Consider the following 22,766-nt stretch of genomic DNA (forward strand, 5'->3'; position numbering starts at 1 on the left):
CCCGGCCCCGGCGGGCGACCGTCACGATATCGCGGTCGACAGGATCGTTCGCCGCTCCTATGGTCACGGCGGATTGACGCGAGATGTCAGAAAGGAACGGGCGCATCATGGCGAAGAAGGACGGGGCCAACGGCAAGGGCGGCCAATTTGCCGGGACGCCGGCCGACCGGCTGGTCCGGCTGTGGCGCAACAACGACGAGCGCTTCCCGGCGCTGCTGGACGAGGTGCTCGACGCCAACCGCCAGGGCGTGATCGAGGCGGCGCTGGGCAAGATGCGCGAGGAGGAGGGTTACGACTTCCTCGACGAGGTCGAGACCTTCGCCGAAGCGGTGATGGGCACCGACGAGCATGGCGACCCGATCATGACGACGCTGTTCTGGCTGGTGCTGGAGGTCGAGGGACGGCTGGACGCGCCGCCGCCGGTCGACACCATCGAGCGGGGGCTCGATTCGGCCGGGCTGCTGGAGAAGGCCACCGACATGCGGCTGCTGCCGCTGTGGCTCGACCCGGAACCGCTGTCCTACCTGGAGGCGGCCGACCGCCGCGTCCTGCTGCGCCGCCTGCTCTCCTCGGCGGCGGAGGCCGAGGCCTTCGTCCGCGAACAGGATCTGCTGGCCGATCCGGAGGAGGGCGGCACCCGCCTCGTCGGCGTCGTCGGGCTGGTGATGGAGGAGGATCCGGAGCAGGCGGGCGAGGGGATGCCCGATCCGCTGAATCTCGGCTTCGGCGGCGAGCCGGAGGACGTGGAGCCCGACCCCATCGAGCAGGAGCGCATCCGCCAGGCGATGGCCGCCTTCGCCGAGGCGGTGTCGGCCGCCGACCCGCGGGTGCGGCGCTGCGAGCCGGTCGGCGGGCTGAACGACCTGCTCGACTTCACCGCCGAAGGGGTGTGGCCGGACGATCTCGACGCCAACTTCGACGAGGTCGACGACTTCCTCGACATCACCGGCAACGAGACCGGCGACGGCATCCTCGACCTGACGGTGGAGGAGACGCCCGACGGGTTGCAGGTCCGGGCCTTCAACTCCGACGGGCTGCTGCTCGACGAACGCGGCTTCGACCTCACCGGCGACCGCGCTGCCGAGGCGATCGCCCGGATGAAGCGGCGCTGCCGCCGGGTGGGTACGGTCTGATCAGCGCTTCGCCGGCCTGATCAGCACGCAGGCGACGGCGGCGAGGATCAGCACCAGCGCCGCCGCCAGCCGCGGGGTCACCGGGTCGCCCAGCAGCAGCACGGCGCCGCCGACCCCGACCACTGGGATCAGCAGGGTGCTGACCGCCGCCTCTCCCACGGTCAGGCGGCGGACGGTGACGTACCACAGCGCCTGCGCGACGCAGATCGAGCAGACGATGTGCCAGGCGAAGCCGGCCCACACCGCGGCATGCAGCTCGGACAGAGCCGGCCGCGCCTCGCTCCCCGCCAGCACGATCATCGGCAGGGCGCAGAGGACATACTGCCAGCCGGTGATGACCATCGGGTTGCTGCGCCAGACCCGCCGCTTCATCACGATGGTGCCGAGCGCCCAGGCCAGCGCCGCCACCAGCATCACCGCCGGTCCGGCCAACGCCGACGCCAGCGCCGATGGGGGGGCGGACAGCGCCTCCGGCCCCAGCAGCACCAGCAGCCCGGCCAGCCCGCAGGCCAGCCCGACGATCTGCCGCCGCCCCGGCCGCTCCCCCAGCAGCGGGATCGCCAGCAGCGTCGCCCAGGCCGGCATGGTGAAGGCGATGATCGCCGCCTGCGAGGTCGGCATCAGGCTCTGGCCCAGCGCGGTGCAGAGGTTGAAGACCAGCACGTTGCACAGGCCGCCCGCCGCCAGCGCCGGCCATTCCGCCCGCTCGACCCGCAGCCGGTGCCCGGCCAGCTTCGCCGCTCCCAGCAGCAGCACCGCCCCGGCGGTGAAGCCGATGGCGCGCAGGCTGAAGATCGGCATCTGGGTCAGGATGGTCTTCACCGCCGGCCAGTTCAGGCCCCAGAACAGGCTGATGGCGGCGATCAGGATGTATTTGACCGGATCGCGGCCCGCCCCGGCGGCGGCGATTGCCGTCATGCCGCGGCCTTGCCGCCGAAGCCGTCCCCGAAGCCATCCAGGAAGCTGGACAGGTTGGCGGACAGCGCGTCGATGGCGTATCCGCCCTCCTGCACCAGCACCGTCGGCAGGCCGGCGGCGGCGATCAGCGCGCCCATCCGGGCGAAGCCGGGGGTGGTGACGCCGAAGGCGGCCAGCGGGTCGTCGATGAAGGTGTCGAAGCCGAGCGAGACGAACAGCATGTCGGGGGCGAAGCGCCCGATCTCCGCCAGCCCATGGCCGATGGTCGCCAGCACGGTTGCCTCGTCGCTGCCGATGGGCAGCGGCAGGTTCAGGGTGTAGCCCTCGCCGCGGCCGGTGCCGCGCTCCTGGGCGTAGCCGGCCATGTGCGGATAGAACTCCGCCGGATCGCCATGGACCGAGACGAAATAGACGTCGTCGCGGTCATAGAAGATGTCCTGCGTGCCGTTGCCGTGATGGACGTCGACGTCGATGATGGCGACCCGCGCCGGCCGGCCCTGGGCGCGCAGCAGCGGCAGCACCGATTCGGCGGCGATGGCGACATGGTTCAGGTAGCAGAAGCCGCCGGCCATGTCGCGGGTGGCATGGTGACCCGGCGGCCGGCACAGCGCGTAGGCCGCGCGGTCGGCCCCGGTGGCGACCAGCTTCGCCGCATGGATGGCGGCGTTGGTCGCGGCGCAGGTGGCGGCCCAGGTGCCGGCGCCGATCGGGCAGGCGGTGTCGAACATGTGCCAGCCCGCCTGTCCGACGATGCCGGTGGGGTAGTTGGGCGAGGCCTGCATCCGGTGGACGTTGGGCAGCACCACCTCGCCCATGTCGCCGGCCGCCACCCAGCGCGCATGGGCTGTCTCCAGGAACGCCAGATAGGCCGGGGTGTGGATTGCGGCGCGCGGGGCCGGGCCGTAATCGTCGGGACGGATCAGCTGCTCCCCACGGCTTTCGATCAGCGAGGCCAGCGCGCCGACCCGTTCCGGCTTCTCCGGCAGGGCGCGCAGCAGCCCCTTGTTGAAGTAGGTGGCGGGGCGGTGCAGGGCGGTGTCGGGATGGTGGACGAACTTCATGGGAGGACTCCGGGAGACTTGTGGACGTGGTGCCCCCACCCTCCCACGCTGCCGCGCGGGTCCCTCCCTCCCCCGCTGGGCAGGGGAGGGAAAGGGCGCATCCCCTCCCCCGCCCAGCGGGGGAGGGTCAGGGTGGGGGCAAGGGCCGGCGCCTTTACGGCCGCCCGGCGGTGGCGACCAGCGCCTCGAACAGCACGGCGGCACCGCGGGCCCCGTCGGCGGGGGCGATGTTCTCGACCTCGTTGTGGCTGATGCCGTCCTCGCAGGGGATGAAGATCATCGCGGTCGGCACCTTGCCCGCGACATAGACCGCGTCGTGGCCGGCGCCCGACACGATGTCGCGGTGGCTGAAGCCGAAGCCCGCCGCGGCGTCGCGCACCCGGTCGACCAGCTCCGCCGAGAAGGGCGTCGGCGGGAAGTGCCAGAAATCGGCGATCTCGGCGCTCACCCCGTTCCGTTCGGCGATCGCGGCGACGGCGGCGCGGAAGCGGCGGTCCATGTCGGCCAGCGTGTCGGCATCCGGGTGGCGCAGGTCGACGGTGAAGAAGACCCGGCCGGGGATGACGTTGCGCGAATGCGGATGGACGTCGAGGATGCCGACAGTGGCGCAAGGATCGCCCGCCGTCTCCAGCCCGACCTGCTGCACCGCCTGCACCATGGTGGAGGCGGCGACCAGCGCGTCGCGGCGCAGGCGCATCGGCGTCGGGCCGGCATGGGCCTCGACCCCCGTCACCGTCACCTCGTACCAGCGCTGGCCCTGGGCGCCGGTGACGACGCCGATCTCCTTGCCCTCGACCTCCAGCACCGGACCCTGCTCGATGTGGGCCTCAAGATAGGCGTGCATCGGGTGATCGACCGCCGCCTCGCCGGCATAGCCGGTGCGGACCAACTCATCACCCAGCCGCGCCCCGTCCTGCGCCACCTTGTCGAGGATCTCGTCCAGGGCGAAGACGCCGGTGACGACGCCCGATCCCATCATCGGCGGGGAGAAGCGCGATCCCTCCTCGTTGGTCCACACCGCGATCTCGACCGGGTGCAGCGTCTCGACCCCGCGGTCGTTCAGCGAGCGCACCACCTCCAGCGCCGCCAGCACGCCGAACACGCCGTCGAAGCGGCCGCCGGTCGGCTGGGTGTCGAGATGGCTGCCCATCACCACCGGCGGCAGGCTGGGGTCGCGGCCGGCGCGTCGGGCGAAGATGTTGCCGATGCGGTCGACCGTCACGGTGCAGCCGGCGGCCTCGCACCAGGAGACGAACAGGTCGCGGCCGGCCTTGTCCTCGTCGGACAGGGCGAGGCGGCAGCTGCCGCCCTTGGGCGTCGCGCCGATCTTCGCCATCTCGGCGAGGTTGTCCCACAGGCGGTCGCCATCGATCGGCAGGTTGGAGGGGAGGGACATGGGTGGCTCCGGGTGGGGTTTGTTGGTTTCTGGAGGAGTGGGTGTTGCGGTTGCCCCCTCCCTAACCCTCCCCCGCTCTCGCGGGAGAGGGAACTCCGCCGCTTCGCGAAAAGTTCACGCCGGCAAGCGTCCTACCCCCTCTCCCGCGAAGCGGGGGAGGGATGGGGAGGGGGCATCGGTTGAGTGGGCCAACTTAAGCCGCCGCCTCCCGCCGCTCCCGCGCCTTCAGGTCGACCATCGCCAGCACGGCGCGCAGCATCGGCACCGCGACGCCGGTGCGCTCGGCCAGCTCGATGACCGATCCCAGGATCGCGTCCAGCTCCAGCCGGCGGCCGGCCTCATAGTCCTGGAGCATCGAGGTCTTGAAGTCGCCGACACCGGCGGCCATGGCGATGCGCTCGTCCACGCTGGTGGCGAAGGCGACGCCCAGCCGCTCGGCGACCTCCTTGGCCTCCAGCATCATGGCGCGGCCGGCCTCCCGCGTGCCGGGGTCGTTGCACAGCCGGCCGAGCGTCGATCCGGTCAGCACGCTCAAGGGATTGAAGGCGAGGTTGCCCCACAGCTTCACCCAGATCGCCTGCCGGATGTCGGCGGTCCTGGCCGGCTGGAACCCCGCCTGCCCGAACAGGGTCACGATGCGGTCCACCGCCGGATTGTCCCGGTCGGCCGCATCGCCAAAGACGAAGCGCTGGTCGCTGACATGGCGCAGGCGGCAGGGGCCGTCGCCCTCGACCGCGACGAAGGTCGTCGCCCCGACCACCCGGTCGGGATCGATCGAGCGCCAGAGCAGCCCGTCGGGATCGACGCTGGCGAGCGGCCGGTCGGCCAGCGGTTCCGGCTGGCGGTGCGGATACCACCAGGGAACGCCGTTGATCATCGGCACGATGGCGGTCTCGGGGCCGAGCAGCGGCGCCAGCGTGTCGATGGTGCCGCGCAGCGCATGCGCCTTGACGCAGAGGAACACCACGTCCTGCGGCCCTAGCGACAGGCTGTCGTCGGTGACGCGCGGAGTGATTCGGGCAACGCGGTTCAGCGGCGTCACCATGGTCAGGCCGTTGCGGCGGATCGCGGATGCCGCGTTCGGCCGGGCGACCAGCGTGACCTCGGCGTCGGTGGCGCCCAGCCGGGCGGTCAGCAGCCCGCCGACCGCGCCGGCCCCGATGATGGCGACCTTCATTCAGTGCGCTCCCGCCCGGCCGGCTTGCGCCTTGCCGGCCTGCAGGTCGTCGGGGATGTGCCACGCCTTGCCGGGAATGGCGTCGAGCAGGCTGCGGGTGTAGGCGTCCTTCGGGTGGGTGAAGACCTCCCGCGCGGTTCCCATCTCGACGATCCTGCCGCGCCGCATGACGGCGATGGTGTCGCAGACCTGGGCGGCGACGCGCAGATCGTGGGTGATGAACAGCATGGCGAGGTTCAGCCGCTTGCGGATGTCGTCCAGCAGTTCGAGGACCTGTCCCTGCACCGAGACGTCGAGCGCCGAGACCGGCTCATCCGCCACCAGCAGCCTGGGTTCCATGGCGAGCGCGCGGGCGATGCCGATGCGCTGGCGCTGGCCGCCGGAGAATTCGTGCGGGTAGCGCTCGGCGGCCGAGCCGTCGAGCCCGACCATCGCCAGCAGTTCCCGCGCGCGGGCCAGCGCCTTGCTCCGGTCCTCGCCGAAGGCCACCGGCCCCTGCGCCACGATGTCGCCGACGCGGTGGCGCGGGTTCAGCGAGGCGTAGGGATCCTGGAACACCATCTGCACCGCCCGCCGGTAGGGCCGGAAGCCCTTGCGGTCGAGCGCCAGCAGGTCGGTGCCCTCGAACAGGATGCGCCCCGAATCCGGCTTGATCAGCCCGACGATGGAGCGGCCCAGCGTCGATTTGCCGGAACCCGACTCGCCGACCAGCCCGACCGTCTCGCCGGGATGGATGGTCAGCGACAGGTCGTCGCCGGCCACCACCTGCTTGGACTTCTTGAACAGGCCGCCGCCGACATTGAAGACCTTGCGCACCTTGTCGGCGACCAGCAGCGGCGCGCCGGCCCTGGCGTGGTCGTCGCGATGCTCGATGTAATGCGGGACCGAGGCGATCAGCTGCCGGGTGTAGGGATGCTGCGGCCGGTTCAGCACGTCCGCCGCCGGGCCGTATTCCACCATCCTGCCATGGCGCATCACCGCGACCCGGTGGGCGATCTCCGCCACCACGCCGAAATCATGGGTGATGAACATCATGCCCATGTGGCGTTCGGCCTGGATCGAGCGGATCAGGTCGAGGATCTGCTTCTGGGTGGTGACGTCCAGCGCGGTGGTCGGCTCGTCGGCGATCAGGATGTCGGGCTGGCAGGCCAGCGCCATGGCGATCATCACGCGCTGGCGCTGGCCGCCCGACAGGCGGAAGGGGTAGGCGTCGGCCAGCTCCGCCGGGTTGGGCAGGCCGACCTGGGCCAGCAGCTCCACCACGCGGGCGTTGCGGGCCTGGGCCGGCAGGTCGGTGTGTTCGCGCAAGCTCTCGGCGATCTGGCGGCCGACCCGCATCAGCGGGTTCAGCGCGGTCATCGGCTCCTGGAACACCATGGCGATGCGGCCCCCGCGCAGGGAACGCTGCTCCGCCTCCGGCATGGCCAGCACGTCGCGGCCCTTGAACAGCAGGCTGCCGCCGGATACCCGGACATGCGGGGCGGGCAGCAGGCCCATCATGGCGTGCGCGGTCATCGACTTGCCGGAACCGGACTCGCCGACCACGCAGAGGATCTCGTCCGGGTTCAGGGTGAAGGTCAGATCCTCCACCGCCAGCGGACGGTCGGCGCCCGGCGGCAGCGCGATGCTGAGGCCGCGCACGTCGAGGAGAGGCGTGGTCATGGCGGCGGACTCCGGCAGGGTGCGGGTCAATTCGGACTGGCTCATCGGCTCAGCCCCGCGACCGGGCGAGCTTCGGGTTCAGGGCGTCGTTCAGCCCCTCGCCGACGAGGTTCAGCGCCAGCACGGTCAGCACGATGGCCAGCCCGGGGAAGACGCTCATCCACCAGGCCTGACGGATCACCGTGCGGGCGGCGCCGATCATGTAGCCCCAGCTCATCGCGTTGGGATCGCCGAGGCCGAGGAAGCTCAGCGAGCTTTCCAGCAGGATCGCGGTCGCCACCATCAGCGAGGCCGAGACGATGATCGGCGACAGGCTGTTGGGCAGGATCTGGCGCAGGATGATGGTGCCGTTGCTCTGGCCGGTGGTGATGGCGGCCTGCACGAACTCGCGTGAGCGCAGGCTGAGGAATTCGGCGCGGGCGAGCCGGGCCAGCGGCGGCCAGCTGACGACGGCGATGGCGAGCACGATGGTGGTCAGGCTTGGGGTGAAGATGGCGACCAGCACCACCGCCAGCACGAAGTTCGGGATGGTCTGGAACAGCTCGGTGAAGCGCATGATGGCGTCGTCGACCCGCCCGCCATGGAAGCCGGCCAGCGCCCCCAGCGTGACGCCGATGGCGAGCGCCGCGGCGGTGGAGGTCAGGCCGATCAGCAGCGACACCCGCGCGCCGTGGGCGATGCCCGACGCGATGTCGCGCCCCAGCATGTCGGAGCCGAGCAGCGCATCCTCCGACAGCGGCGGCTGGAAGGGAGCCGTCGCCATCTCCCACGGGTCGGCGGGGAACAGGATGGAGGCGAAGGCCGCCAGCGCCACGATGGCGGCGAGGAGGACGAGGCCCAGGACGGCGCCCTTGTTGCGGGCGAAGGCCCGCCAGAAATCCGACTTCATCATTGGGACACCTGAATCCGGGGATCGACGAGGCCGTAGAGGATGTCGGTCAGGATGTTGAAGAGGATCACCATGATCGATGTGACCAGGAAGATGCCGAGCAGCACCTGATAGTCGCGTTGCAGCACCGCCTCGAAGGCCAGCCGGCCGATGCCGGGCCAGGCGAACACGGTTTCGATCAGGATGGAGCCGCCGACCAGCTGCCCGGCCTGGATGCCGGCCACGGTGATGACCGGCAGGATGGCGTTGCGCAGGACGTGGCGGGTGACGATGCGGCTCTGCGACAGGCCCTTGGCCTTGGCGGTCTTGATGAAATCGAGGCCGCGCACCTCCAGCATCGAGGCGCGGGTGAGGCGCGCATAGCCCGCCATGTAGAACAGCGCCAGCGTGATGACCGGCAGGATCAGGTGGGCGGCCACGTCGGCGACATGGGCGAAGCCGGTGTATCCGGCACCGATGGTCTCATAGCCGAAGGCCGGCAGCCAGCCGAGCTGGATGGAGAACAGCAGGCTCAGCATCAGGCCGATCCAGTAGATCGGCGTGGCGTAGGCGAGCAGGGCGACCACGGTGATCGCACTGTCGGCCCAGGTGCCGACCGTCACCGCCGCCAGCGTGCCGAGCGCGACGCCCAGCGCCAGCGCCAGCAGGAAGGCGGTCAGCGTCAGCACCAGCGTCGCCGGCAGCCGTTCCGCCAGGATGTCCCAGACCGGCCGCTGCTGCCGGTAGGAGAAGCCGAGATCGCCCTGCACGATCTTGCCGACATAGGTGGCGAGCTGTTCGTGGAGCGGCCGGTCGAGCCCGAACTGCCCGCGCAGCTGCGCCACGAATCTCTCGTCTGCGGCTCCCGCTTCGCCGGCCATCACCATGGCCGGGTCGCCGGGGGCTGCGTGGACGAGGAAGAAGTTCATCACCACGATGGCGATCAGGATCGCGGCGGCCTTGACCAGGCGGCTCGCGAAGAGTTGGGCGAATCCCAGCATGGGCAGATTCCTAACTTGCGGACGATGCCCCCCTCCCTCCCACGGCTTCGCCGCGGATCCCTCCCTCTCCCGCTTTACGGGAGGGGGGCGGATTTGCGATTCGGCGGCAGTCCCCTCTCCCGCAAAGCGGGGGAGGGCCAGGGAGGGGGAAGCAGTGCGTCTCGTTACTTCGCCAGCCAGACGCTCTCATAGGTGTCGTTGACACCGATGGCGGTGGTGTTGGCGTTCTTCACCCGCTTGTCGAGGAAGGTCGGGAACTCCATCTCCAGCAGCCAGACGACCGGGAGGTCGTCGGACAGGATGCGCTGGACCTCGCTGTACTGCTCCTGGCGCTTGGCCGGGTCGATCTCCTGCGAGGCCTTGGCGAACAGCTCGTCCACCTTCGGGTTGGAATAGCCCATGGTGTTGGTGAACAGCACACCCTTGCGGATGTTCGACGAGATGTAGGTGCGGGCGACGCCCAGCGCCGGGTCGCCGTACTGGTAGAGGAAGTTGGTGGTGATCTCGTAGTCCCAGTTGGAGACGCGCTGTGCCCAGCCGGCGGCGTCGGTGCTTTCCAGGACGACGCTGACGCCGACCTTGGCCAGCGCCTGCTTCAGATACTCGCCCAGCCGGGTCCAGGTCTCGCCATAGGGCATCGGCATCAGCTTGACGGTGGCGCGCACGCCCTTGGCGTCGGGCTTCAGCCCCATCTCGTCCAGCAGGGACTTGGCCTTGTCGAGATTCTGCTCGTATGTCGTGACCTTCGGGTCATAGAACTTGACGACCGAATTGATCGGGCCGGTCGGCACGCGGCCCAGGCCGAACCAGATCTTGTCGCGGATGAACTTGCGGTCGATGGCGTAGGCGATCGCCTTGCGGAACCGCTTGTCGTCCAGCGGCTTGACCCGATGGTTGATCTCCAGCCACGACATCGGCGCGACGAATTCGTAGCCGGCGGTGGTCATGGTCAGGTTGGGCAGCGCCTTCATGCGTGGAACCTCGAAGGGCTCCAGGTCGCTGTACTGGGTCTGCTGCACCTGCCCGCTTTCCAGCGCCAGCGAGCGGCTGGCGGCGTCCGGGATCACGCGGAAGGTGATGCCGTCGAGATAGGGCAGGTCCTTCTTGAAATACTCGTCGTTGCGGACGAGCTGGATGTAGCTGCCCTTCACCCATTCCTTCAGCTTGAACGGGCCGGTGCCGATGGGGGTGTTGTTGGCCGGGTTGGCGCGATAATCGGTGCCCTCGTAGAGATGGGCGGGGATCATCGGGGCGGACGACACCTCGAAGGACTGGATGAATGCCGGGAACGGTTCCTTCAGCTTGAACTCGACGGTGTAATCGTCGGTCGCGGTGATGCTCTCGCAGCGGCTGAACACGGCGCGGGCACGCGGATGCACCTCCATCAGGAACTTGGAGGTGGAAAAGACGACGTCCTTGGCGGTGAAGGGCTTGCCGTCATGCCACTTCACGTTCTGGAACAGCTTGAAGGTGTAGGTCAGGCCGTCCGGCGACACCGTCCAGCTCTCGGCCAGCGAGGGGAGCGGGTTCAGCTTCTGGTCGTAGGTCAGCAGGCCCTGGTAGATCTTGCCGGCGACCGTCTGGGTCGGGCCCTGCTGGTTCAGGCCCAGCATCAGGGTCGGGGGCTCGGGCTGGACGATGGAGTTGAGGACACCGCCGCGGACGGGCGTTTCCTGCGCCATGGCCGGGGCGGCGACCAGCGCGGCCGTGCCGGGAATTGCGAGCGATGCTGCCAGCAGGCCGGCGGCGGCGGCGCGGTGGACGCTGCGGCGGAAACCGCGTTGGAAGCTGGCGGGGATACCGGAAAGGCGTCGTGTCATCGGGTGTCCTCGTCTCCAGAAGTTGTCGGTGTGGTCAGCGACCCTGTCGTGTCGATTGTTCTTGGCCGGGGGGTGTCGACCGATGTTCACCGCGGCCCGGTCGGGCCGGTGGTGCCGTCCAGCCAGCGCAGCAGCGAATCCCATTCGAGGACGCCGGCACGGGGATAGGCGCGTTCATATTGCTGGGCGGTGTGCTCGCACACCTCCGGAGCGGGGTAGACCAGCGGACGGCCGCCGGCCAGCGCCATCACCTGCTGCTTGCAGGCCTGTTCCAGGTAGTACATCAGCACCGCCGCCTCGGCGACGTCCTGGCCGACGGTCAGCAGGCCGTGGTTGCGCAGGATCATGCTGTGGTGGCTGCCAAGGTCGGCGACCAGCCGCTCGCGCTCTGCCAGATCGAGCGCGATGCCCTCGTAGGTGTGGTAGGCGATGCGGTTGTACCAGCGCAGCGAATGCTGGGTGATCGGCAGCAGCCCGTCGGCCTGGGCGCTGACCGCCATGCCGGCATCGGTGTGCAGGTGGATGACGGCGCCGACGTCGGGGCGGGCGTGATGGACGGCGCTGTGGATGGTGAAGCCGGCCGGGTTGATGGCGTCGCCCTCGCGCTCGTCCACCAGATTGCCGTCGATGTCGACCTTCACGAGGTTGTCGGGCGTCACCTCGTGGAACATCAGCCCATAGGGGTTGATCAGGAAATGGTCGGGGGTGTCGGGGATGCGGGCCGACATGTGGGTGTAGATCAGGTCGGTCATGCCCAGCCGGTCGAACAGCTTGTAGGCGGCGGCCAGATCGGTGCGGGCCTTCCACTCGACGTCGGAACAGTCGCGGGTGGCGCGCGGCGGGTGGGCGGCGTTTGCGGTCAGCTTTGCGGCGATCATCGGGCGGCGTCTCGTGGAATGAGGGGCTTGCGAAAGACGGATCAGACGGGTTCCAGGCCACACCAGCCGGCGATGAACAGTGCCAGCACGCGGGTCACGTCGCGGAGGCTGTCCAGCGACACCGATTCGTCGATGCCGTGGATGCGCGTCGCCTCCGGGCCGTAGCAGGTGGCGGGGGTGTCGCCGTAGAGCTGGAAGAAGCGGGCGTCGGTGGTGCAGGTCAGCGCCACCAGTTCCGGGTCGCCGCCGCGCACCGCGCGGTGGCTGTCGGCCAGCATGGTCACCAGCGGGTGGGCCGGGTCGATCTCGCAGCCGGCGGCCTGGAAGCCGTTCCACACCAGCTCGATGCCGACGCCGGCGAGTGCCGGGTCGGTGGAGCGGGCCTGCTCCACCGCCCGGGTCACCTCGGCGCGGACCGCCTCCGGCTCCTGCCCGGGGAAGAAGCCGAGCCGGAGGTCGAGCGCACAGCGCGTCGGGACTGACGACGGCCACTCGCCGCCCTCGATCCGGCCGAGATTGATGTTGACGGGATGGGCATGGCCGCAGAAGGCCGGATGGCGGCAGGCCGGCTCGTTCCACCGCACCTCCAGCGCCTTCAGGTGGGCGGCCAGCGCATAGGCTGCCTCGATGGCATTGGTGCCGGCCGAGGTGTCGAGCACATGGGCCGGCGTGCCGGTCAGCACCAGCCGCAGCCACATCACCCCGACCTGGGCGATGGAGATGGAATGGTTGAACGGCTCCGGGATCACCGCTGCGTCGGCGCGGTAGCCGCGGTGCAGGCAGGCGAGCGCGCCGTTGCCGGTGCATTCCTCCTCGATCACCGACTGCAGATAGACCGGGGCGGCGGGCTGGTAGCCCAGCTTGCGCAGCGTGGCGAAGGCTGCGGTGTAGGCGGCGATTCCCGCCTTCATGTCGCCGGCCCCGCGGCCGTAGAGGCGGCCTTCGGCGATGCGCGGTTCGAAGGGCGGGGCGGTCCACAATTCGGCCGGTCCAGTCGGCACCACGTCGATGTGGCCGTTCAGGATCAGTGAGCGGCCCTTGGCCTCGCGCGGCCTGTGGATGCCGACGACATTCTCGCGGCCGGCATAGGCGCCGGGGCGGACAGGCGGCGAGAAGCCGGGCATGCGGGAGATGGCATCCTCGTCCACCTCGAACCGGTCGACCTCCAGCCCCAGCGCGGCGAAGCGGTCGGCCATCAGCGCCTGCGCCCCGGCCTCGTCCCCCAGCAGCGACGGCTGGCGCACGAGATCGGACAGCAGGGCCACGCAATCATCCTGCATGGCGTCCGCCGCCTCCAGGATCGCGGCACGCAGGCCGGCGTCCGGCAACGCATGGTCGAGACGGTGTTCCGGTTCCCGTGTCATTCCAAATCCTTTTCGCCGCTGCGGGACGGTCGCGCGGGCCGCTGGAAAAAGACGAAGCAATTGCGATGCGGCCCATATCAAATGGATATGGCCGCCATGGCGGGGGTCTGAGTTGTTCTGGCGTGGCGATGTTTGAAAGCCGCCATGTGTCGATTAGGCGGTGATGAAAGCGATGACGCAAATAAGCATTTTTCATTTCGATCATGAGTTTGATTTATGTCGCAGTTGCTCAGTGGGCGATCATGTGCGTAGAATTTGGGCGGACAGGTGCCTGCATCGCATAAGGGCAGCGGAAAAGAGGGGAGTGCGGTGAACGAAACCGAGGCGGAACGGCAGGCTTTGGCCCGTCTGGGCCAACAGATGGACTGGAACCTGCTGCGCACCTTCATGGTGATCGTGCAGGAGGGGAGCATCACGCGGGCCGCCGTCCGCCTGTTTTTGACGCAGCCGGCGGTCAGCCTTGCCCTCAAGCGGCTGGAGGAGCAGTTGGGCCGCACGCTGATCGACCGTGGCCCCGGCCGTTTCATCGTCACCGCCGCCGGCGAGCAGGTCTATGACGAGGCGGTGACGATCCACGCCACGGTGTCGCGCCTGGGCGCCCTGGTGCGCGACGCCAAGGACGAGATCAGCGGCCATGTCCATATCCTGATGACCAGCCGCATCCAGACCCCGTTGCTCGACCGGTCGCTGCGGGAATTCCACCGGATGTACCCGCTGGTGACTTTCCGCATCGACGTCATGGCCTCGGCCGACGCGCACATCGCCTTGCAGCAGCGGGTCGGCGCCATGGCGATCTGCCTGCTGCGCGAGCCGATCCCCGGCTTGTCCAGCCAGGTCTTCCTGCGCCAGACCTACCGGCTCTATTGCGGCCCGGATTTCCGCCTGTTCGGCCAGCGCGACATCGACATCGCGGAATTGCGGCACGAGAGCTTCGTGTCCTTCACCTCCGACCAGATCGACGGGGCGCTGTCGCCGCTGACCCTGTTCCGCGCGAGAGAGGGCTTCGCCGGCCGCGTCGTCGCTTCCTCCGCCAATCTGGAGGAAGTGCGGCGCATGATCCTGTGCGGCCTCGGCATCGGCCCCCTGCCGGAGCACATCGCCGCGCGCGACGTGGATGACGGGATGTTGTGGGAACTGCCGCCCTATGAAGGCATCGCCCCGGTCAACGTCCATTTGATCTGGAACGAACAGGCCAAGCTGAACCGTGCAGAGCGGGCCTTCCTGGAATATCTGCAGAACGGCATCGCGACCGCGCCGGCACGGGAACTGGCAGGGGCGTCGGGCGGTTTGGCGGGGGATGCGGCCTCGCCTTAGAGGCTGTCAGAGGTGCTGTGGTAATCGCTCCAGCAGCAGCTGCTTCGCCACCGGCAGCCGGAACCGTCCCCGTCGACGTTGGAGCCTAAATCGGTTGGAAGTCAGCGTCCAATGCGATCCCCGGCTGCGCCATGAGCTGGGCGGGGAGGGAAGGGGAGCCGTTGCCACGATGCTCCCCACCGTCAACCGATCCGCCTGTCACACGCAAGCTGCTCAGAGGGGAAATTCGTTGGCCAGCGTGACGTGATGATGGATGCGGCCATCGAAGTAGCGGGCCAGCACGGCCTCCGTTGCTTCCTTCGCCTTCTCGCGCTCCGGGCTTGCCAGTGCCGTCTCGACCGTCTCGCGGTCGGGATAGTTGATCGCCAGGATCAGTGGGATTTCCGGCGCGCCGGCATCGCGGTCTTCCGTGAAGGCCACGCGGACATCCAGCGCGCCGGGGAGAGCTTTCCATCTCGGCAGGATGCTCTCCAGCACCGCCGCCCGGAAGGCCTCGGTCTGGCCGGGCTTGACCGTGCCCTCGAACAGGGCAAAACGCGTGATCATTGCGGAATCTCCTTCTTTGCGCCCTTGAAGAACTCCATCAGCGCCGCCTGATCCTCCCCGCCGAGGCCGGCGGCGGTCAGCATGCGGTGCACCTCCGCGCAGACGGCGGTCAGCGGCATGGCGGTGCCGGTGCGCCGCGCGAGGTCCTGGGCTCCGTTGAGATCCTTGACCATGTTGTCGATGCGGCCGGTACGGCGGTAATCCTTGGCGACATAGCGCGGCATGTATTCCTGGAGGATGGCGCTGTCGGCCCTGCCTCCCTTCAGCGCCATGGGGATCCTGGCGGCATCGACGCCGGCGTCGATGGCCAGCTGGGTCGCCTCGGCCACCGCCAGGAAGTTCAGCCCGCACAGAACCTGATTGATCAGCTTCGTCGTCTGGCCGGCGCCGGACGGTCCCATGTGGGTGATGTTGCTCGCGACGTCCTTGAGCACTTCCCGGGCGTCGGCCACGTCGCGATCCGCCCCGCCGACCATCAGGGTGAGCTGGCCGATGTGGGCCTTCGGCGCCCCGCCCGATAGCGGGCTGTCGACCCAGCGCAGTCCCTTGTCCGCCGCATCGGCGGCAAGCGCCCTGGTCGCGTCGGGATCGATCGAGGACATGTCGACGATCAGCGTCCCGGGTTTCGCGCCCCCGGCGACGCCGCCCGGACCGAACGCGGCGGCACGGACGATCCCGGGCGAATTGAGGCTGAGAATGACGCAATCGGCCGAGTGTGCCGCCTCGGCGGCACTGGTGGCCGCGACGGCACCCTTCGCCTCCAGCACGGTGATCTTCGCGGGATCGAGATCGAAGACGATCAGGCTGTTGCCGGTCTCCAGAAATCGCGCACCGATGGCGCTGCCCATGGCTCCCGCGCCGATCAGCGCAATCGTCCTGCTCATCGCTCCCCCTCCTCCAACGCTGCGATCACAGCCGTGACGATATGGTCAAGTGGCTGGTCGATGTTAACGATAACGGCGCCTTCGTCGGCCGTTGGCGGCTCCAGCGCCGCGAACTGGCTGTCGAGCAGCGAGCATGGCATGAAATGGCCTGGTCGGGCATTCATGCGTGCCAGGATCAGGTCCTTGGCTCCCGCCAGGTGGATGAAGCGCACCGGCTTGCCGGTCGTCTCGCGAATCCTGTCGCGATAGGCGCGCTTGAGCGCCGAACAGCCGATGAAGGTCATCGCCCCGTCCTGGGCCAGCACCTGGCCGACGCGGAGGAGCCAGGGCCAGCGATCCTCGTCGGAGAGCGGGAGGCCGGCGCCCATCTTGCGGATGTTGGGTTCGGGATGAAGATCGTCCCCATCGACGTAGGTGGCACCAAGCCTCTCGGCCAGCGCACTCCCGACCGAGGATTTTCCGCAGCCCGATACCCCCATCAGCACGAAGCGGCTGACGCCGCCCGCGCTAGAGCGAAGCCGTGATGCCGCCGTCGACATAGATCACATGCCCATTCACGAAAGAGGAGGCTTCGGAAGCCAGGAACACGCAGGCGCCGACCAGTTCCTCGACCCGGCCCCAGCGTCCTGCCGGCGTCCGCTTCTCGAGCCAGGCCGAGAAGTCCGCATCGGCGACCAGAGCGGCGTTGAGGGGAGTGTCGAAATATCCCGGCGCGATCGCGTTGCACTGGAGGCCGTAGCGCGCCCAGTCGGTCGCCATGCCCTTGGTCAGGTTGCCGACCGCGCCCTTGGTCGCGGTGTAGGGGGCGATGGACGGGCGGGCCAGCGTGGTCTGGACGCTGGCGATGTTGATGATCTTGCCGGCCCGGCGGCCGATCATATGGCGGGCGACGGCCTGCCCGACATTGAAGACGCTGGAGACGTTGGTCCGCATCAGGCGCTCGAAGGCGTCGGCCGGGAACTCTTCCAGCGGCGCACGGAATTGCATGCCGGCATTGTTGACGAGAATGTCGATCGGCCCGCTTTCCACCTCGAACCGGTCGACCGCCTCGCGCGCGGCCTGGTGGTCGGTCACGTCGAAGGCCAGGATGTCGGTGTCCTGGCCGATCTGCGCGGCGGCCCGCGCCAGCTTGTCGCCATCCCTGCCGTTCAGGACCACCGCCGCGCCGGCCGCGGCAAGCCCCTTGGCCAGGGCGAGCCCGATGCCCTGCGAAGAGCCGGTCACGAGGGCGCGCCGGCCTTTCAGGCTGAAAAGTTCCAGAGACACCGTTTCCTCCCGATTTTTTTGCCTCGACAGGCATCGCAACCCCTGTTTATGTTATCGATAACACGACGGTCAAGAGCTTTCCGAGGGAGGAAACTAAAATGGAAAAACCCGATATCCTGCAGGTGGGCCCCTATCCGGACTGGGACGAGGGCCCGCTGAACGAAGCCTACCGGACGCACCGCTATTTCGAGGCGGTCGACAAGGCGGCCTTCCTGGCCCAGGTCGGGCCGTCGGTCCGCGCCATCGCGACGCGGGGCGAGCTTGGCGCCAACCGCGCCATGATCGAGGCCTGCCCGAAGCTGGAGATCGTCGCGGTCTATGGCGTCGGCTATGACGCCGTCGATCTGGATGCCTGCCGCGAACGCGGCATCCGGGTGACCAACACCCCCGATGTCCTGACGAACGACGTTGCCGATCTCGGCGTCGCGATGATGCTCTGCCAGTCGCGCGGGATGATCGGCGCGGAAGGCTGGGTCAGGAACGGCGATTGGGCGGCCAAGGGCCTCTATCCGCTGAAGCGCCGCGTCTGGGGCCGGCGCGCCGGCATCGTCGGGCTGGGCCGCATCGGCTTCGAGGTGGCCAAGCGCCTCCAGGGGTTCGGTATGCAGATCGCCTATAGCGACGTCGGTCCGAAGAGTTATGCGGCGGGCATGGAGTATGTCGCGGATGCGGTCGCCCTCGCGGAGCGCTCGGACTTTCTGTTCGTGACGCTTGCCGCATCTGCCGCCACCCGTCACATCATCAACCGCGACGTGATCGCCGCGCTCGGGCCGGATGGGATGCTGATCAACATATCCCGCGCGTCCAACATCGACGAGGAGGCGCTGCTCGACGCGCTCGAAGCCAAGACGCTGGGCTCGGCCGCCCTGGACGTCTTCGAAGGCGAGCCGAAGCTCAATCCGCGCTTCCTGGCCCTCGACAACGTGCTGCTCCAGCCTCACCACGCGTCGGGCACGATCGAGACGCGCAAGGCCATGGGCCAGCTCGTCCGCGACAACATCGCCGCCCAGTTCGCCGGGCAGCCGCTTCCGACCCCGGTTCTCTGAGGAGATCGTCCATGAAAGCCATCGTCGCCCATTCCGCGAAGGATCTCCGCATCGAGGACCATCCCGATGCGGAGCCGGCTGAAGGCGAGGTCGGGCTTGCGGTCGCCGCAGGCGGCATCTGCGGCAGCGACCTGCATTATTACCAGCATGGCGGCTTTGGGGCCGTCCGGTTGAAACAGCCGATGATCCTCGGTCACGAGGTTTCGGCCCGGGTTGCGAAGATCGGTCCCGGCGTCACCGGGCTGGAGGTCGGCCAGCTGGTTTCGGTGTCGCCATCGCGGCCCTGCCGGACCTGCCGCTACTGCCAGCAGGGCCTGCACAACCAGTGTCTCAACATGCGCTTCTACGGCAGCGCCATGCCCTTTCCCCACATCCAGGGGGCCTTCCGGGAAACCCTGGTCGCCGATGCCGTCCAATGCGTTCCGGCCGACGGGCTCAGCGCCGGCGAGGCGGCGATGGCCGAACCGCTCGCCGTGGCCCTGCATGCCACGCGGCGGGCCGGCGATCTCCTGGGGAAACGGGTGCTGGTGACGGGCTGCGGTCCGATCGGCGTGCTGTCGATCCTCGCCGCGCGCCGCGCCGGCGCTGGCGAGATCGTGGCGGTCGACCTGATGGACTTCACGCTCGACATCGCGAAAGCCGCGGGAGCCGACCGCGTGATCAATTCGAGGGAGGAGCCGGAGGCGCTCTCGGCCTATTCGGCCGACAAGGGCACCTTCGACGTGCTCTATGAATGTTCCGGCGCGGCTGCCGCGCTCACGGCCGGGATCGGGGCGCTCAGGCCGCGCGGGGTGATCGTCCAACTCGGCCTCGGCGGCGACATGTCGCTGCCGATGATGGCGATCACCGCCAAGGAGCTTGAACTGCGCGGTTCCTTCCGCTTCCACGAGGAATTCGCCATCGGTGTCGATCTGATGCGCAAGGGCCTGATCGACGTCAAGCCGCTGATCTCCCACACCATTGCGCTGCCCGACGCCCGCGCGGCCTTCGACCTCGCCTCCGACCGCGGCCGGGCGATGAAGGTGCAGATCGCCTTCGACCCGTCGCTTTCCAGCTCCAGCCTGCAGGCCTGAAGCGGTCGCTGATCGGGTCGGCGACGATGGCGGCGGGGTGCCCCCCGCCGCCGCCCACCCTATCAACCGCCGGTCAGTATCATCGCTTCCATTTTCCAGGGCGCGTGCTGCCGCGGGTGAGCACCTCGAATCCCAGGTCGTGAACCCTCGTCGGACGGTCCGGGGACTGGCTCTCCTCGGACGGCTGCACGCCGAGGGCTCCAAGGATCACCTCGGCGGTCCTGAGGCCGATCGCCCGCGCATCGACCCGCATCGTCGTCAGCGACGGAACGCACTGCCGGCCGATCTCGAAATCGCCGAAGCCCATGATGGACAGGTCGTCCGGCACGCGGATCGAGCGCCGCTGGCACTCCATCAGCACGCCGACGGCGTGCAGGTCCGACGCTGCGAAGATGGCCTCCACGTCCGGGGCTTCACGGGCCACCATTTCCATCGCGTCGGCCCCTTCGGTGAAGGACAGCGGGACATGGGAGTGCCGGAAGATCAGATCGTCGGGCGTGCCTGTTTCCCGCAAGCCGGCGGCAAAGCCGGCCAGCCGCTGTTCGGCGCGGAAATCGCGCGCCTCCCCGGTGTCGCAGGGGCCGACGGCGCAGACCCGCCGGTGCCCCAGCCCGACGAGATGATGGGCCGCGGCGCGGCCGACCTCGAAGTTGGAATAGCCCACCACATAGTCGATGGGCCGGTCCTGCAGATCCCAGATTTCCACCACCGGCACGCCGGCCTCGAAGAGCATCCCCGTTGTCTTCCGGGAATGCTCGATCCCGGTCAGCACGATCGCTTCCGGACGCCGCGTCAGCACGGATTGGATGACGCGCTCCTCCTCGTCGAGCCGGTAGAGCGTGTAGCCGATGAGCAGCTGGTAGCCTGCGCTGTGCAGTCCCTCGCTCAACGCCTGCGCAGTGTCGGCGAAGTTCGAGTTCATGAGAGTCGGCAGGATCAGTGCGACGAACCCGCTTCGACGCGACGACAGGCTGCCCGCCACCCGGTCCGGAACATAGCGCAACTGCTCCACCGCCTGGAGGACGCGCTGCCGGGTTTCCTCCGCCACCAGGCTGGGGTCGGTGAGGACACGCGACACCGTCATGGTGGATACACCGGCCAGGCGCGACACATCGCGCATCGTGGGTTTTGCTCGGCGTTTGGTCATGTGCCTCTTCTGGCTTGGGGCATCTGGCTTGGGCAGTCACCGAAAATCACGGCTTGCCGGTGATGGCGTCGTCGACGGGTGTCGCGGACGGCTGCCCACCATCGCTGCCATCCACAGAAACTGATTTTCCTGTCGCGGGTGTTAACGATATCATACCGTGGCGCTTTGGCACGAAGAATCAGTCATAGATATCATTGGATCGGGACCGGCCTCAAGCCCGGCGACCGCTTGCATCGTTGATCCTGGTTCCAACTTGGCGGAGCACGCGCGCCACCGATAAATTGGCTCCCTGCGGCTCCATTCCCCCTTGACGAGTCCGGTGTTATCGATAACACTGGATGTCCAGTTTAAGGTATGCCCGGTTGTCAAGTGCACAGCACGGTAATCAGGGCAGGAGAAGAATACAAAAGGGGGGAGTGCCATGGGCCGACTTGTGTCGTTCCTCTGGACCTGGATCGACGCCATCATGGCAATACTGATGGCGTCGATGATCGTCCTGGTGTTTACCAACGTGGTCATGCGGTACGGCTTTTCGTCCGGACTTCGGGTGTCCGTCGAGCTGTCCCGCCTGGGATTCGTTTGGGTGGTGATGCTGGGCGCCGTCGTCGCATTGCGCCGGGGGGAGCATCTCGCGGTCTCGGAATTTTCCGAGGTCTTCTTTCCGCGGGCCGTCCCCATCCTGCGCCGCTTCGCATGGCTCGTCATTCTCGTGTCTGTTTCGATGCTCTTTTGGGGCGCCTTACGGCAGACCATCGCGAACTGGAGCAACATTTCACCGCTCACCGGGCTGCCGACCGGGGTGATGTACCTGGCTGGCGCCGTTTCCGGCCTCCTCATGGCGTTCGTGGCGATCTCGCGGCTTTTCGGCCCTCCGGAAACCGTCAAGACCGCACCGGAGAACAAATGATGGTTTTGATCCTGTTTCTCTCGGTTCTTCTCATCAGCATCCTGGCGGGGCTTCCGGTCGCCTTCGCGCTGCTTCTCTCCTCCATGGCGCTGATGCTGCATATGGATTTGTTCAGCGCCGATGTGCTCACCCAGTCCCTGATGAACGGCGTCGACAGCTTTCCGCTGCTCGCCGTTCCTTTCTTCCTCGTCGCCGGCGAGGTGATGGCGCATGGCGGCCTGTCGCGGCGCATCGTCCAGCTGGCGGCGACCCTGGTCGGCCATCGCAAGGGCGGGCTGGGCTATGTGGCGATCATCACCTCGGTTCTGCTGGCGGGCCTGTCGGGCTCGGCCGTGGCAGATGCGGCGGCGCTGGTGTCGATCCTCTACCCGATGATGCGGAAGTCCGGATATCCGGAAGGAGCCTCGATCGGCCTGCTGGCGTCGGGCGGCATCATCGCGCCGGTCATTCCGCCGTCATTGCCGCTGATCATCATCGGCGTGGCTGGAAACATCTCCATCGCCAAGCTGTTCCTCGGCGGCATCGCCCCCGGCCTCATGATGGGCGCGACCCTGATGGTCGTCTGGTGGATGATCATGCGCAAGGAGACGGTGGAGACCACGCCGCGCGCCACGGCGGCGGAGCGCCTCGCCGCCCTGCGCGACGGCGTGTGGGCGCTGCTTTTGCCGATCATCATCATCGGCGGCATCCGCTTCGGCATCTTCACCCCGACCGAAGCGGCGGTGGTCGCCGCCGTCTACGCCATCGCCGTGTCCACGCTCGTCTACCGCGAGCTGACCCTGCGGGGCTTCTACGACATTCTCATCGTGGCCGGCCGGTCCACCGCCATGGTGATGTTCCTCGTCGGTGCCGCGATGGTCGCCGCCTGGCTGATCACGGTGGCACAGCTTCCCCAGCAGCTGGCGCTGCTTCTCGGCCCGCTGGTCGACCATCCGCGCGTGCTGATGGCCGTGATCATGCTGATCGTGCTGCTGGTCGGCATGGTCATGGATCTGAGCCCGACGATCCTGATCCTGGTGCCGCTCTTCATGCCGATCGTGAAAATGGCGGGAATCGACCCGGTCTATTTCGGATTGATGTTCGTGATCAACACGTCGATCGGCCTCATCACCCCGCCGGTGGGAACGGTTCTCAACGTGGTCTGCGGCGTCGGCCATGCGCAGATGAGCACCGCGGTCAGGGGAGCGCTGCCGTTCATCGCCGCTTACTCGCTTCTGCTGATCCTCTTCATCCTGTTCCCATCTCTCATCATCGCCCCGATGAAGTTCTTCGCCGGCTAATCAAGTCCGGTCAATCAAGGGAGGA

The 22,766-nt window shown here is 68.2% G+C and carries 21 protein-coding genes; 6 read left to right on the top strand and 15 right to left on the bottom strand.

The window, feature by feature from the left end; translation table 11 throughout:
• Positions 1-107 precede the first annotated feature (107 nt).
• Positions 108-1,133, top strand: coding sequence for a hypothetical protein (locus AL072_RS15160; protein WP_045586178.1), 1,026 nt, complete (start codon positions 108-110; stop codon positions 1,131-1,133).
• On the opposite strand, the gene AL072_RS15165 is transcribed toward AL072_RS15160, so the two are convergent.
• From AL072_RS15165 to AL072_RS15210, 10 genes are all read right to left on the bottom strand, one after another.
• Positions 1,134-2,051, bottom strand: a complete 918-nt coding sequence (locus tag AL072_RS15165; protein ID WP_045586179.1) for a DMT family transporter — start codon at positions 2,049-2,051, stop codon at positions 1,134-1,136.
• Positions 2,048-3,112 carry a histone deacetylase family protein gene (locus AL072_RS15170; RefSeq protein WP_045586180.1) on the bottom strand — a complete coding sequence of 355 codons (1,065 nt, stop codon included), beginning with the start codon at positions 3,110-3,112 and terminating at the stop codon, positions 2,048-2,050. Before AL072_RS15170 ends, AL072_RS15165 begins: the two co-directional genes overlap by 4 nt.
• A gap of 154 nt (positions 3,113-3,266) precedes the next feature.
• Positions 3,267-4,508 carry a Zn-dependent hydrolase gene (locus tag AL072_RS15175; protein ID WP_045586181.1) on the bottom strand — a complete coding sequence of 414 codons (1,242 nt, stop codon included), beginning with the start codon at positions 4,506-4,508 and terminating at the stop codon, positions 3,267-3,269.
• A gap of 193 nt (positions 4,509-4,701) precedes the next feature.
• Positions 4,702-5,685 carry a ketopantoate reductase family protein gene (locus tag AL072_RS15180; protein WP_045586182.1) on the bottom strand — a complete coding sequence of 328 codons (984 nt, stop codon included), beginning with the start codon at positions 5,683-5,685 and terminating at the stop codon, positions 4,702-4,704.
• The gene (locus tag AL072_RS15185) at positions 5,686-7,347 is read right to left on the bottom strand and encodes an ABC transporter ATP-binding protein (protein ID WP_045586287.1); all 1,662 of its coding nucleotides are present in this window, start codon (positions 7,345-7,347) and stop codon (positions 5,686-5,688) included.
• Positions 7,348-7,396: 49 nt separating this feature from the next.
• The gene (locus AL072_RS15190) at positions 7,397-8,239 is read right to left on the bottom strand and encodes an ABC transporter permease (protein WP_082109437.1); all 843 of its coding nucleotides are present in this window, start codon (positions 8,237-8,239) and stop codon (positions 7,397-7,399) included.
• Complete coding sequence (locus AL072_RS15195; RefSeq protein WP_045586183.1) at positions 8,236-9,216, bottom strand: ABC transporter permease; 981 nt, start codon at positions 9,214-9,216, stop codon at positions 8,236-8,238. Before AL072_RS15195 ends, AL072_RS15190 begins: the two co-directional genes overlap by 4 nt.
• A 164-nt stretch (positions 9,217-9,380) precedes the next feature.
• Complete coding sequence (locus AL072_RS15200; protein ID WP_052710491.1) at positions 9,381-11,036, bottom strand: ABC transporter substrate-binding protein; 1,656 nt, start codon at positions 11,034-11,036, stop codon at positions 9,381-9,383.
• Positions 11,037-11,122: 86 nt separating this feature from the next.
• The gene (locus tag AL072_RS15205) at positions 11,123-11,914 is read right to left on the bottom strand and encodes a class II aldolase/adducin family protein (protein ID WP_045586184.1); all 792 of its coding nucleotides are present in this window, start codon (positions 11,912-11,914) and stop codon (positions 11,123-11,125) included.
• A 41-nt stretch (positions 11,915-11,955) separates the two neighbouring features.
• On the bottom strand, positions 11,956-13,278 hold the full coding sequence (locus AL072_RS15210; protein ID WP_045586185.1) for a M20 family metallopeptidase: 1,323 nt from the start codon (positions 13,276-13,278) through the stop codon (positions 11,956-11,958).
• Positions 13,279-13,587: 309 nt separating this feature from the next.
• Here AL072_RS15210 and AL072_RS15215 point away from each other — a divergent pair, with 309 nt between their 5' ends.
• Complete coding sequence (locus AL072_RS15215; protein WP_063840409.1) at positions 13,588-14,592, top strand: LysR family transcriptional regulator; 1,005 nt, start codon at positions 13,588-13,590, stop codon at positions 14,590-14,592.
• 213 nt (positions 14,593-14,805) lie between these two features.
• Here AL072_RS15215 and AL072_RS15220 read toward each other — a convergent pair whose 3' ends face one another.
• The 4 genes from AL072_RS15220 to AL072_RS15235 are packed head-to-tail and all read right to left on the bottom strand — an operon-like array spanning position 14,806 to position 17,288.
• A complete protein-coding gene (locus tag AL072_RS15220) occupies positions 14,806-15,138 on the bottom strand; it encodes a hypothetical protein (protein ID WP_045586186.1) in 333 nt (110 codons plus the stop codon).
• Positions 15,135-16,022, bottom strand: a complete 888-nt coding sequence (locus AL072_RS15225; protein WP_045586187.1) for an NAD(P)-dependent oxidoreductase — start codon at positions 16,020-16,022, stop codon at positions 15,135-15,137. The genes AL072_RS15220 and AL072_RS15225 overlap by 4 nt, the downstream gene beginning before the upstream one ends.
• Positions 16,019-16,561, bottom strand: coding sequence for a gluconokinase (locus AL072_RS15230; protein WP_045586188.1), 543 nt, complete (start codon positions 16,559-16,561; stop codon positions 16,019-16,021). The genes AL072_RS15225 and AL072_RS15230 overlap by 4 nt, the downstream gene beginning before the upstream one ends.
• Entirely contained in the window at positions 16,530-17,288 is a 759-nt protein-coding gene (locus AL072_RS15235) for an SDR family oxidoreductase (RefSeq protein ID WP_045586189.1), read from the bottom strand. Before AL072_RS15235 ends, AL072_RS15230 begins: the two co-directional genes overlap by 32 nt.
• A gap of 98 nt (positions 17,289-17,386) precedes the next feature.
• On the opposite strand from AL072_RS15235, the gene AL072_RS15240 reads away from it, so the two are divergent.
• Both AL072_RS15240 and AL072_RS15245 read left to right on the top strand, forming a co-directional pair.
• Positions 17,387-18,334 (top strand): 2-hydroxyacid dehydrogenase, encoded by a 948-nt coding sequence (locus AL072_RS15240; RefSeq protein WP_045586190.1) that lies wholly within the window; start codon positions 17,387-17,389, stop codon positions 18,332-18,334.
• A gap of 11 nt (positions 18,335-18,345) precedes the next feature.
• Positions 18,346-19,407: an L-idonate 5-dehydrogenase gene (locus AL072_RS15245; RefSeq protein WP_045586191.1), complete on the top strand. Its 1,062-nt coding sequence runs from the start codon at positions 18,346-18,348 to the stop codon at positions 19,405-19,407.
• Positions 19,408-19,486: 79 nt separating this feature from the next.
• Here AL072_RS15245 and AL072_RS15250 read toward each other — a convergent pair whose 3' ends face one another.
• Entirely contained in the window at positions 19,487-20,554 is a 1,068-nt protein-coding gene (locus AL072_RS15250) for a LacI family DNA-binding transcriptional regulator (RefSeq protein ID WP_200909865.1), read from the bottom strand.
• Between the two features lie 421 nt (positions 20,555-20,975).
• Between AL072_RS15250 and AL072_RS15255 the strand changes: the two genes are divergently transcribed.
• Together AL072_RS15255 and AL072_RS15260 are read left to right on the top strand one after the other, a co-directional pair.
• Positions 20,976-21,461 (top strand): TRAP transporter small permease, encoded by a 486-nt coding sequence (locus tag AL072_RS15255; protein ID WP_045586193.1) that lies wholly within the window; start codon positions 20,976-20,978, stop codon positions 21,459-21,461.
• Positions 21,458-22,741, top strand: coding sequence for a TRAP transporter large permease subunit (locus AL072_RS15260; RefSeq protein ID WP_342669609.1), 1,284 nt, complete (start codon positions 21,458-21,460; stop codon positions 22,739-22,741). Before AL072_RS15255 ends, AL072_RS15260 begins: the two co-directional genes overlap by 4 nt.
• Positions 22,742-22,766: the final 25 nt, after the last annotated feature.

The organism is Azospirillum thiophilum (assembly GCF_001305595.1).
Taxonomy (GTDB): domain Bacteria; phylum Pseudomonadota; class Alphaproteobacteria; order Azospirillales; family Azospirillaceae; genus Azospirillum; species Azospirillum thiophilum.